Raw genomic sequence first — 11,712 nt, forward strand, 5'->3', positions numbered from 1 at the left:
CAGGTCGAGCCTTGCCGACCGGAGGGGCGTCGAGACCGCATCCCGGCCGCCCGGCGCACCCGCGCTAGCCGAGCAACGCGGTGGAGGAGACGATCGCGATGCCGACCGGCGCCACGCCGAGCACCACGAACGCCGGGAGCACGCACAACCCGAGCGGCAGCACGAGCCGGGTCTCGAACTCGGCGGCGCGACGGGCGCCGGCGGCACGGGCTCGGCGGCGCTCCGCGACGGCGGCGCTGCGGGCCAACTCCCCGACGGGGATGCCGGCCCGGGTCGCGAAGGCGAGCTGCCGATCGAGCTCTGCCGCATCCGCGGGCAGGTGCGCCTCGGAAAGCGCATCGACGACGTACTGCCGTGCGCGCGTCGGCGGCGCTCCCCCGGCGAGTGCCACCGCGAGCAGGTCGAGGGCGAGCCCTGGGGCCGGCTCGCGCGCCGAGGCCCGGCGCCGCAGTCGCCGATTCCAGCGCACGGCGAGCACCAGCAAGCTCACGCCGAGCACCAGGCAGGCCCCGCCGAGCACGCTGCCGAACAGTGCGCCGAGCACGTCGATACCAAGCAGCCCGCCGAGCAGCAACCCGAGCGGCGGGAGCGCGAGCACGAGGCGCGAGGTGGCACGGGGGCCGGCGAGCGCGGTCTCGATCTCCCGTTCCCCCTGCGCAAGATCACGCAGCACCGCCGCCAGACGCGCGAGGGTTGGCGCGAGCGGGGCACCCGCCGCGGTCGCGACCCGCCACACGGCGGCGAGCGCGCGCAGGCCGTCGTGGTCACCGACGGGGCGCGCGTCGAGGGCGCCGAGCACGCGGTCGGGGATCGCATCCGCCCCGCCCGCCACGACCAGCTCGGCGACGACCGCCGCGACCGAACCGGGGCCGTCGGCGGCGAGCTCACGCCACGCGGCGACCGGCGACAGGCCGGCCTCCACCAGCACCGCGAGGCGCTCCACCAGCTCGGCCTGCGCATCCAGCGCGGCGCCGGGCTCGCTCACCACTCCTCCACCGCCAGCCGGTCGCGCGCACCGAGCCGCAGGCGCCCGAACGACTCCACGCGTCGGGGTACATCGACGCCCCCGCGCGCCACGTGGATGACCGCGTCGAACGCGCTCACCGCCTGCCGCGCGAGCGCCGTCGGCCCGAGACCGGCGACCGCACCGAGCGCCTCCAGGCGCGCTGGCACGTCGGCGAGCGAGTTGGCGTGCAGCGTGCCCGCGCCGCCGTCGTGCCCGGTGTTCAGCGCCGTGAGCAGCTCGCGCAGTTCGGCACCGCGGCACTCGCCGACAATCAGACGATCCGGACGCATCCGCAGCGCCTCGCGCACCAGCCGATCCAGCCCGACCGCCCCGCGGCCCTCCAGGTTCGGCTGTCGCGCCGACAGCGCGACGACATGCGGATGTGCCACCCGCAACTCGGCGACATCCTCGAGCACGACGAGGCGCTCGGTCGCGGGAGCCTCCGCCAGCAGCGCGGCCAGGAGCGTCGTCTTGCCGGTGCCCGCGGCGCCGGTGACGAGCAGATTGGCGCGGCGCGCCACCAACTCGCGTAGCCGCTCGAGGCCCGCGGGATCGACAACGCCGCGCTCGGCGAGCTGGGCGAGACTCCAGCGCTCGGGACGCGCCTGCCGGATCGAGAGCACGGCACCGCCCCCACTGATCGGCGGCAGCACGGCGTGCACGCGCAAGGTGTCGTCGAGCGCCACGTCGGCGCACGGGGTCGCCTCGTCGACGTGACGGTCCCCGCGCGCCAACAGGCGAACCGCGAGCTCGCGCGCCTCGCGCGGGGCCAGCACGAGCCCCGGAATCGCCTCGGCGCCCGTGCCACGGTCGACCCACACGCTGCCGTCGGGATTCACGAAGAGGTCGGTCACCTCCGGCTCGAGCACGCCCGCCAACGGACCCCACACGGATGCGTCGGCCGCCGTTCGTGCCGGGCTCGCGAGGCCGCGATCCGTCGCGGCTCTGCTCGGACGCGCGACGAACGGCCCCACCTGCTCGCCCGCCCACGCATCCACACGATCACCTTCGCGTGGGATGCGTCGCCGCCTGAGCGCGCCACCGCGCGCTGTGAGTCGGCGGTCGCCATCCCGACGGGGAACGAACCGACGCGCGGGAGCGGGAGCTGGAGCTGGAGCTGGAAACTCGCGCGACAATGCGGGCGGCCCCGCGACTGCGCCACCGAGTGCGGAGACACGCTTAAACAGAGGGGCGGCGCCCATTGGGGGGAACGGGCGCCGCCACAGCAACGCAGGATTGGGGGGAATCTTGTGCGCCGCATGCCGGGCTTTCACCCGGATGGCTTGAGTGTACTCCAAAAGGAGGACACCGCAACGGACATTCGCCGAGAAATTGCTGGTGTTCGTGCCCGTCGGGTCGCGCGCGGTGCCCGGTAAACGCTCACCCGCCGAAACACGGGGTCACACGCCGCCCCGCGCCGAAAACCGCGCCCGCTAGGATCGTCGGATTCCCTACCCATTTTCGCGCGACCGACAGGCACGGTCGCGGGTCGAGCGAGGATAACGACGTCCATGAATTCGATTGACAGCCTGATGCACGAGAACCGCCGGTTCGCCCCGAGCCCCGAGTTCGCTCAGAACGCGGTGGCCTCGACCGAGCTTGCCGAGGCCGCAGCCGCGGACCGCCTCGGCTTCTGGGCCGAGCAGTCCCGGCAGCTCGTGCACTGGCAGACCCCGTTCACCGAGACCCTCGACTGGTCGAACCCGCCCTTCGCGCGCTGGTTCGGTGACGGCCGACTCAACGTCGCCGAGAACTGCCTGGACCGCCACGTTGCCGCCGGCAACGGGGATCGCGTCGCCATTCACTGGGAAGGCGAACCGGGGGACACGCGCACCCTCACCTACGCCGAACTCACCACCGAGGTGAAGCGCGCCGCCAACGCGCTCGAAGCCCTTGGCATCGGCCAGGGCGACCGTGTCGCGATCTATCTGCCGGTCATCCCGGAGGCGGTCATCGCCATGCTCGCGGTCGCGCGTCTCGGTGCCGTGCACTCCGTCGTGTTCGGCGGGTTCAGCGCCGAGAGCCTCCGCGCCCGCATCGACGACGCGGAGGCGAAGCTCGTCATCACCGCCGACGGTGGCTGGCGGAAGGGCCGCGTCTTCGGGCTGAAAGGCACCGTCGACACGGCGCTGGCCGCCGACGCCATCGACGGCAACCCGAGCACCGTGCAGCACGTGCTGGTGGTGCGTCGCGGCGAGAACGAGGTCGACTGGACGAACGGCCGCGACATCTGGTGGCACGACGCCCTCGGCGCCGCGAGCGACGAGCACGAGCCGCAAGGCTTCGAGGCCGAGAACCCGCTGTTCATCCTCTACACCTCGGGCACCACCGGCAAGCCGAAGGGCATCCTGCACACCAGCGGCGGCTACCTGACCCAGGTCGCGTACACGCACAAGAACGTGTTCGACCTGCACCCCGAGACCGACGTGTACTGGTGCACCGCCGACGTCGGCTGGGTCACCGGGCACAGCTACGTCGTCTACGGCCCGCTCGCCAACGGCGCCACGCAGGTCATGTACGAGGGCACCCCCGACACGCCGCACCCCGGCCGCTGGTGGGAGCTGATCGAAAAGTACAAGGTGTCGATCTTCTACACGGCGCCCACCGCGATCCGCTCATTCATGAAGCTGGGGCGCGAAATCCCGGACCGCTTCGACCTGTCGAGCGTTCGCGTGCTGGGCAGCGTCGGCGAACCCATCAACCCGGAGGCGTGGATCTGGTACCGCGACGTGATCGGCGGCGGCAGCGCCCCCATCGTGGACACCTGGTGGCAGACCGAGACCGGCGCGATCATGGTGAGCGCGCTGCCCGGGATCACGTCCCTGAAACCGGGAAGCGCGCAGGTGCCGATTCCGGGTGTCTCGATCGGCATCCTCGACGACGACGGCACGCCCGTTGCGCACGGCAATGGTGGACTGCTGGTGGCGACCGAGCCGTGGCCGGCGATGCTGCGCGGGATCTGGGGTGACCCGGAGCGGTTCCAGGAGACGTACTGGTCGAAGTTCGCCGACGTCGAGGGCGGGCCGATGTACTTCGCCGGCGACGGCGCACACTACGACGAGGACGGCGACGTCTGGCTACTCGGACGCGTCGACGACGTCATGAACGTGTCGGGGCACCGCCTCTCGACCGCCGAGATCGAGTCGGCGCTGGTCGCGCATCCCTCGGTCGCCGAGGCGGCCGTGGTCGGCGCGTCGGATGAGACCACCGGCCAGGCCGTGGTGGCGTTCGTGATTCTGCGGCAGGAGTTCGCCGACGAGATGGCGGTGGATGCCCCGGTACTGCTGCGTTCGCACGTCGCCCAGCAGATCGGCGCGATCGCCCGCCCGCGCGACATCTACATCGTGGCCGAGCTGCCGAAGACCCGCTCGGGCAAGATCATGCGGCGCCTGCTGCGCGACGTGGCGGAGGGGCGCGACATCGGCGACACGACGACGCTCGCCGACACAAGCGTGATGCAGATCATCTCGGACAAGCTGAGCGGCGCCTCCGGCGACTGAGCACCTCGGAGGGCTGCCTCAGGCGCACCCCTCCGAAGGCCCTAGTGGAACTCGAGCACCAGCTCCACCTCGACGGGCGAGTCGAGCGGCAGCACGGCCACTCCGACCGCGCTCCGCACGTGCTGGCCTGCCTCGCCGAACACCTCGCCGAGCAGCTGCGACGCACCGTTGGCGACGGCGGGCTGCCCGGTGAAATCGGGGGTGGATGCCACGAACACGACCGCCTTGACGACGCGCGTCACGCGGTCCAGCGATCCGATCGCGTCTTCGGCGGCGGCGAGCGCATTGAGCGCGCAGATGCGGGCGTAGCCGGCCGCGTCCTCGGGGCTGACCTCGCCGCCGACCTTGCCGGTCGCGGGAAGCGCCCCGTCGATGAACGGCAGCTGCCCCGCCGTGTAGACGAGGTCGCCTGACACGATCGAGGGAATGTAGGCCGCGACGGGCTTCGCCACGGCGGGAAGGGTCAGGCCGAGCTCGGCCAGCCGGGCGGCAACGGCGCTCACGCGGAGGCCTCCGCGGCGACCGGGCGCTTGAGGTAGGCCACGAGCCCGCCTTCGGGACCGGTCACCACCTGCACCAGTTCCCAGCCCTCGCCTCCCCAGTTGTTGAGGATCGCGGCGGTGTTGTGGATCATGAGGGGTGTGGTCAGGTATTCCCACCTGGTCATTTATGTGCTTCCGTTCAGCTTGAAGTTCGGAGTCGTCCCGTACCCTAAAGACTATGCCTGCCCAGAATCTGACGGCTGGCGGGGTGCTCGGTGCGATCTTCGGAACGCTCGGCCTGAGTGCGCTCGCCGGACTGCTTGTGACCGTGATGGTCGCCCCTGCCCTCGCCGTGACCGGTGTCACCGCGAGCAGCACAATCGGCATCTTCGACAGCCTGCCCGACTACCTCGAGCTCGATGAGGGGTCGCAGCAGAACCAGATCGTCGCCATCAACGACAGCGGCGACGTGGTGAACATCGCGACGGTGTTCTACCAGAACCGCGAGCAGATCAGCCTCGACGAGATGAGCCCGTACCTCGCGCAGGCGGCGATCGCCGGTGAGGACCGTCGCTTCTACGACCACGGCGGCGTCGACATGCCTTCGGTGATCCGTGCCGCTCTCGGCCAGGCCACCGGGGCGGATGCGGGTGGCGCCTCGACGCTGACGATGCAGACGGTGCGCAACATCATCGTCACGCAGATCGTCAACAACCCCGATTACGACATCGACACGCAAACCGAGTTGATCGCGGAGGCGCTCGACCCGTCGATCGACCGCAAGTTGCGCGAGATGAAGCTCGCGATCGGGCTGGAGCAGCGGTACTCGAAGGAGGAGATCCTCACCGGGTACCTGAACATTGCCGGCTTCGGCGGCAACACCTACGGCGTGCAGGCGGCGTCGGAGCAGTACTTCTCGAAGAACGCGAGCGATCTGACGATCGCGGAGGCGGCGAGCCTCATCGCGATCGTGCAGTACCCGAACGCGCGCAGCCTGGCGACGCCCGACAACTATGCGGCCAACCAGGAGCGCCGCGACGTGATCTTGACGGCGATGCACGAAGAGGGCTACATCACCCTGGAGGAGCGCGATGAGGCCATCGCGACGCCGGTCGATGAGGAGTTCGTCAACTACTCGGCTCCGAAGAACGGCTGCCTCGCGGCGAAGACCGAGTACCGCTTCGCGTGCGACTACGCGACGCGCCAGGTGGAGACTCTCGCAAGCCTCGGCACCACCGAGGAGGAGCGGCTGGAGAACTGGAAGCGCGGCGGCTACACGCTCGTGCTGTCGATCAACCCGAGCCTGGCGACGACCGCCAACTCGACGGTGAAGAAGTACGCAGATCCGGACGAGGATCGGTTCGAGCTGGGCGCCGCGGTGTCGAGCATCGAGGTGGACACCGGCCGCATCATCGTGATGGCGCAGAACAAGACCTTCGACAACACGCTGGACGGCGGCGGCGATTCGACCACCGCGGTCAACTTCAACACCGACCTCGCGGGCGGTGGCGGAAGTGGATTCCAGCCCGGGTCGACCTACAAGCCGTACGTTCTGCTCGCCTTCCTCGACGCCGGGCACGGTGTCAACGAGGCCTTCGACGCGAGCATCACCGAGTTCAACTACGCCGAGTTCTTCGACTCGAACATCGGCGGCACCTACGGCGGCACCACCTTCAAGGTGAAGAACGACGCCGGTGAGAAGGGGTCGTACACGGTGGTGCGCGGTACCGCCGGCTCGGTGAACTCGGTGTTCATGCAGATGGCCGCCGATGTCGACCAGGCCCGCATTGCCGAGCTCGCCGCCTCGATCGGCGTGCACCGCGGTGACGGCGCCGCCGACGGTTCGGACCTGGCGACGAACCCGTCGTGCGCGATCGGTGGCTGTGAGAACAACATCGCTCCGCTGACGCAGGCCGCGGCCTATGCGGCGATCGCGAACGAGGGCGTCTACTGCGAGCCGATCATCATCGACACCGTGATCGACCCGGCGGGCACCGAGCTGCAGGGCCAGCCGCAGGTCTGCGGCCAGTCGCTCGTCTCGCCGGAGGTCGCCAACACGGCCGCCTACGCGATGGCGTCGGTCATGACAGGGACCGCCGCGGCCTCGAACCCGTACGACGGCACCCCCTACATCGGCAAGACCGGAACGACGGATGCCTCCGTGCACACCTGGATGGTCGGCACCTCGACCGAGGTCGCGACCGCGGTCTGGGTGGGCAACATCGTCGGCACGCAGGCGCTGCGAAGCATCTACATCAACGGCATCCAGGCCGCCGTTTTGCGTCACACGATCTTCAAGCCGATCGCGCTCGAGATCGACAAGCGCTACCCCGGCTCGGCCTTCGCCTCCCCGGATCCGGCGCTGTTGACCGGCAACCCGGTGACCGTTCCCGAGGGACTGATCGGCAGCACGCCGGAGGCGGCGAAGTCGGCGATCGAACTCGTCGAACTGCGCTACACGGACGCCGGCGAGGTCGACTCCGACCTTCCTGAGGGTGTCGTCGCGAAGGTGTCGCCGGGTGAGGGCTCCTCGCAACCGCGCGGCACCGAGGTGAAGGTGTACACCTCGAACGGCAAGTCGGCGGTGGTTCCCGACGTCTCGACGCAGGGCTACGACTACTCCGATGCAGAAACGGTGTTGATTGATGCCGGCTTCGAGAACGTCGCGGAGGCCTGTGTCGTCGCCGAGGTCGGAGACCCGCCCGCCTCGATCGGCACCGTGGTCGCTCAAGATCCGGCAGCCGGTTCGGTCCTGAACAAGAACAACACCGTGACGTTGACGGTGCGAAGAGTCGCCTGCCCGTGAGTGCTGAGCTTCGCCGCGTCGGTGCCGGAATCGGTGCCGCCGCGGCGCTCGGCGCCGCCGCATTCGCCTACGGCGCTCTCGTCGAACGGGTGCGCTGGACAGTGCGCGAGGAGACGCTACCGATCCTGGCATCTGGCTCGCGCCCGATCACGATCCTGCACCTGAGCGACCTGCACCTGGCGCCGTGGCAGCGGTCGAAGATCGACTTCGTGCGCTCGCTCGCGCGGGTGGAGCCCGACCTGATCGTAAACACCGGAGACAATCTGGGCCACGCGGATGCGCTTCCGGCCGTGGCGGAGGCCCTCGAGCCGTTCCGTGGGGTGCCGGGCGTGTTCGTGCACGGCTCGAACGACTTCGTCGGGCCGACGATCAAGAACCCGTTCCGCTATTTCAGCGGGCCGTCGAAGTCGCACAACGACGGCGTGAAGCTCGACACGGCGGCGCTGGAGCGCCTGTTCGTCAACGGCCACGAGTGGTCCGACCTGAACAATCGGGCGGCCGCGATCGAGCTGAAGGGCACCGCGTTCGAGTTCGTGGGCACGGCGGATGCGCACCGCGGCTGGGATGACCTCGGTTCGATCCCCGCGAACCTGGAGGCGGTGCGCGAGAACGTGGAGTGGTCCGAGAGGGTGGCGCTGCCGCCGCTGACCGTGGGCGTGACGCATGCCCCGTACCAGCGGGTGTTGGATGACTTCGTGACGGAGGGGGCATCCCTGATCTTCGCGGGGCACACCCACGGCGGTCAGGTGCGGGTGCCGGGGCTGCCGGCGCTGGTCACCAACTGCGACATTCCGCGCGAGCAGGCGCAGGGTCTGAGCGTCTGGCACCACGCGCGCGGCGAGGCGCTGCTGAACGTGTCGGCGGGTCTCGGCACGTCGATCTACGCACCGGTGCGCTTCGCGTGCCCGCCGGAGGCGGTTGTGCTGACGCTGACCGAGATGCCCGCAGAAATCGGCTATCCTTGACAGGTTGCCGTTCACGGTAAGTGCATCACCGGGGTATGGCGCAGCTTGGTAGCGCGCGTCGTTCGGGACGACGAGGCCGCAGGTTCAAATCCTGTTACCCCGACCAAATGCGAAACGGCCGTCCGAGAGGGCGGCCGTTTCGCGTCTCCGGATGCGGTGCGTGCGGACGGCGCAGCTCAGGCGAAGTCGGCGTCGGGCCCGCTTGTGTAGCTGAAGTCGATGCGGGGCCGCCAGCCGCGGTTGAGGGTGCCGCCGCTCTCGTCGAGGTAGCACGCGCCGCACAGCGACTCGTAGACGACTTCGGCGCCGTCTTCGATGGCGACCTGGTCGCCGTCGAACACGAAGTCGCCGTTGATGGTGCGCGCGTTGAACACGGCTTTGCGCCCGCAGCGGCAGATGGTCTTGAGCTCTTCGAGCGAGTGCGCGACTTCGAGCAGTCGGCGGCTGCCCGGGAACGCGACGGTCTGGAAGTCGGTGCGGATGCCGTAGGCGAGCACCGGCACGTCTTGCTGGATGGCGATCCGCAGCAGGTCATCCACTTGTTGTTCGTCGAGGAATTGCGCCTCGTCGACGAGGAGGCAGCTGAGGTCTTGGCCGCTTTCGCGGATGAGGCGCGCGCGCTCGGCGACGAACAGCGCGGCGAGGTCGGCGCTCGGCCCGATGGTGAAGTCGACGGGGCGGGCCACGCCGAGCCGGGAGACGATCGAGTTGTCGCCTTTGGAGTCGATCGCCGGTTTGGCTAGCAGCACCCGCTGCCCGCGCTCCTCATAGTTGTAGGCGGCCTGCAGGAGCGCGGTGCTCTTGCCGCTGTTCATCGCCCCGTAGCGGAAGTAGAGCTTCGCCATCTACTCCTCCAGAATCCCGTCTTCCGTCGCCCGACGGATGAGTTCGATCTTTTTGCTGGCCGGCCGGCCCACCTTGGCGTACTTTTCGCGCACGCGCCGCAGGTAGGTTTTCGCCGTTTCGTATTGCACGTTCATCTCGCGCCCCACCTCGATGGTGCTGAGCCCGGAGCAGTAGAGCTTGAGCGCCTGCGTCTCGCCGGGGCTGAGCTTGGGCCGGTGGGCGCGCTGCAGGGCGCTCTGGTGCCATTCGGCGGCGCGCCCCGGCTCGACACCGCTGAGCGCGTGCACGGCGGCGGGGAGCTGTTCGGGGGTGACGATGTCGGCGGCACCGGCAGCTTTCCAGCGCTCGGCGGCGGCGCCGTCGACGTCGCGGGTGACGGCGATCACGCGGGCACTCGCGGCGCGGCTGGCGCGCACGCGCGCCTCGACGGAGGGGGTGGCGCTTTCGTCGTCGGCATCGAAGACGACGGCTTGGGTGGGGAAGGCTTCGTGCGAGACGGTTTCCATCCAGGTTCCGACCGAGACGGCGACGCTGTCGGCGAGGGTGGCGCGGGCGAGGGCCTGTTCGAGTTCGGCACGCAACTCCGCATTCGCGGCGACGATTCCGAGGGTCGGAACGCGCGGATGCCGGGAGAGGTCGGTCGCATCCGGCTGCGTTTCGCCTGGTGTCACCTTTTCAGCATAGAGGCCGACGCGCTCACGGGACGCGTCAGCGCGAGCGTCGGTCGCGCGATGTTCCGGCCGAAGTCCGGAAATGAGGTCGATGCTATCGGCCGGTGCCGGCGTGCACGACGGCGTCAACCTCACCGTCAAGCCCGAACGCGTTGTGCACGATGCGCATCGCATCGGCGAGCGTATCGGCGCGGGTGACGACCGAGATGCGGATCTCGGAGGTCGAGATCATCTCGATGTTGATGCCCGCATCCGACAGCGAGGTGAACAGCTGCGCCGAGACACCCGCGCTGGTGCGCATGCCGGCGCCGACGACCGAGAGCTTGCCGATCTGGTCGTCGTACTGCAGCGACTCGAAGCCGACACCCTCCTGGGCGACACGCAGCGCCGTCAACACCTTCTCGCCCTCGGCCTTCGGCAGCGTGAACGAAATATCGGTGACGCCAGTCGCGGCGGCCGACACGTTCTGCACGATCATGTCGATGTTGGCGCCGGTCTGCGCCACGATCGTGAAAATCTCGGCCGCCTTGCCGGGCACGTCGGGCACACCCACGACGGTGATCTTCGCCTCGCTCAGATCGCCCGCGACTCCCGTGATGACAGGCTCTTCCATCGTGTCTCCTCTATTGCCGTTGACGACCCAGGTGCCCTCGTTGTTGTTGAACGACGAGCGCACGTGCAGCGTGACCCCGTGGCGCCGCGCGTACTCGACCGCGCGAATGTACAGAACCTTCGCCCCCGCCGCCGCCAGCTCCAACATCTCTTCACTCGTGATGTGCTCGATCTTGTGCGCCTTCGGCACCACCCGCGGATCCGCCGTGAAGACACCGTCGACGTCGGTGTAGATCTCGCAGACGTCCGCCTTCAACGCCGCCGCCAGCGCCACCGCCGTCGTGTCGGATCCGCCGCGGCCCAGCGTCGTGATGTCGCGACTGTCGCGGTTGAAACCCTGGAAGCCCGCGACGATCGCGATCGCGCCATCATCGAGCGCCTCGCGCACGCGGCCCGGCGTGACATCGACGATGCGGGCGGAGCCGTGCCGGGAGTCCGTGATCATGCCGGCCTGGCTGCCCGTGTAGGAGCGCGCCTCGAAACCCATGCTCTTGATCGCCATCGCCAAAAGCGCCATCGAAATGCGCTCGCCCGTGGTGAGCAGCATGTCGAGCTCGCGCGGCTCGGGAATCGGCGCCACCTCGTGCGCCAGGTCGATCAGCTCGTCGGTGGTGTCGCCCATCGCCGACACCGCGACAACGACCTCGTTGCCCGCCTTGCGCGTCTCGACGATGCGCTTGGCCACCCGCTTGATGCTCTCGGCGTCGGCGACGGACGAACCGCCGTACTTCTGGACGATGAGGCTCACGGAATTGGCTCCTGGATCACGGGTGCAGACGCACAATTCTAGACGCCCGCGGAGCCGGGACTGAAACTGACGACCC

General features: G+C 69.3%; 10 protein-coding genes and 1 tRNA gene. 4 read left to right on the forward strand and 7 right to left on the reverse strand.

Annotation, left to right across the window (positions count from 1 at the left end; all coding sequences use genetic code 11):
- Positions 1 to 64 precede the first annotated feature (64 nt).
- Positions 65 to 985, reverse strand: a complete 921-nt coding sequence (locus QZ258_RS00765; protein WP_294178128.1) for a type II secretion system F family protein — start codon at positions 983 to 985, stop codon at positions 65 to 67.
- Complete coding sequence (locus tag QZ258_RS00770) at positions 982 to 2,004, reverse strand: TadA family conjugal transfer-associated ATPase (RefSeq protein WP_294178131.1); 1,023 nt, start codon at positions 2,002 to 2,004, stop codon at positions 982 to 984. Before QZ258_RS00770 ends, QZ258_RS00765 begins: the two co-directional genes overlap by 4 nt.
- Before the next feature lie 513 nt (positions 2,005 to 2,517).
- On the opposite strand from QZ258_RS00770, the gene acs reads away from it, so the two are divergent.
- Positions 2,518 to 4,506 carry an acetate--CoA ligase gene (acs, locus tag QZ258_RS00775; RefSeq protein WP_294178133.1) on the forward strand — a complete coding sequence of 663 codons (1,989 nt, stop codon included), beginning with the start codon at positions 2,518 to 2,520 and terminating at the stop codon, positions 4,504 to 4,506.
- A gap of 41 nt (positions 4,507 to 4,547) precedes the next feature.
- On the opposite strand, the gene QZ258_RS00780 is transcribed toward acs, so the two are convergent.
- Both QZ258_RS00780 and QZ258_RS00785 read right to left on the reverse strand, forming a co-directional pair.
- The gene (locus QZ258_RS00780) at positions 4,548 to 5,009 is read right to left on the reverse strand and encodes a RidA family protein (protein WP_294178134.1); all 462 of its coding nucleotides are present in this window, start codon (positions 5,007 to 5,009) and stop codon (positions 4,548 to 4,550) included.
- Positions 5,006 to 5,173, reverse strand: coding sequence for a hypothetical protein (locus QZ258_RS00785; RefSeq protein ID WP_294178135.1), 168 nt, complete (start codon positions 5,171 to 5,173; stop codon positions 5,006 to 5,008). Before QZ258_RS00785 ends, QZ258_RS00780 begins: the two co-directional genes overlap by 4 nt.
- Before the next feature lie 53 nt (positions 5,174 to 5,226).
- Here QZ258_RS00785 and QZ258_RS00790 point away from each other — a divergent pair, with 53 nt between their 5' ends.
- From QZ258_RS00790 to QZ258_RS00800, 3 genes are all read left to right on the forward strand, one after another.
- The gene (locus QZ258_RS00790; RefSeq protein WP_294178137.1) at positions 5,227 to 7,794 is read left to right on the forward strand and encodes a transglycosylase domain-containing protein; all 2,568 of its coding nucleotides are present in this window, start codon (positions 5,227 to 5,229) and stop codon (positions 7,792 to 7,794) included.
- On the forward strand, positions 7,791 to 8,759 hold the full coding sequence (locus QZ258_RS00795; protein ID WP_294178139.1) for a metallophosphoesterase: 969 nt from the start codon (positions 7,791 to 7,793) through the stop codon (positions 8,757 to 8,759). Before QZ258_RS00790 ends, QZ258_RS00795 begins: the two co-directional genes overlap by 4 nt.
- Before the next feature lie 29 nt (positions 8,760 to 8,788).
- Positions 8,789 to 8,865 (forward strand) — tRNA-Pro (locus QZ258_RS00800).
- Positions 8,866 to 8,935: 70 nt separating this feature from the next.
- Here the strand turns inward: QZ258_RS00800 and QZ258_RS00805 are convergent.
- The 3 genes from QZ258_RS00805 to QZ258_RS00815 all read right to left on the reverse strand — a co-directional run bounded on the left by QZ258_RS00805 (position 8,936) and on the right by QZ258_RS00815 (position 11,636).
- Positions 8,936 to 9,604, reverse strand: coding sequence for a thymidine kinase (locus tag QZ258_RS00805; RefSeq protein ID WP_294178141.1), 669 nt, complete (start codon positions 9,602 to 9,604; stop codon positions 8,936 to 8,938).
- Positions 9,605 to 10,276, reverse strand: a complete 672-nt coding sequence (locus QZ258_RS00810) for a LuxR C-terminal-related transcriptional regulator (RefSeq protein ID WP_294178142.1) — start codon at positions 10,274 to 10,276, stop codon at positions 9,605 to 9,607.
- Between the two features lie 94 nt (positions 10,277 to 10,370).
- Positions 10,371 to 11,636 carry an aspartate kinase gene (locus QZ258_RS00815; RefSeq protein WP_294178143.1) on the reverse strand — a complete coding sequence of 422 codons (1,266 nt, stop codon included), beginning with the start codon at positions 11,634 to 11,636 and terminating at the stop codon, positions 10,371 to 10,373.
- Between the last annotated feature and the right edge of the window lie 76 nt (positions 11,637 to 11,712).

This window comes from uncultured Schumannella sp. (assembly GCF_905479755.1).
Classification (GTDB): Bacteria; Actinomycetota; Actinomycetes; order Actinomycetales; family Microbacteriaceae; genus DCRR01.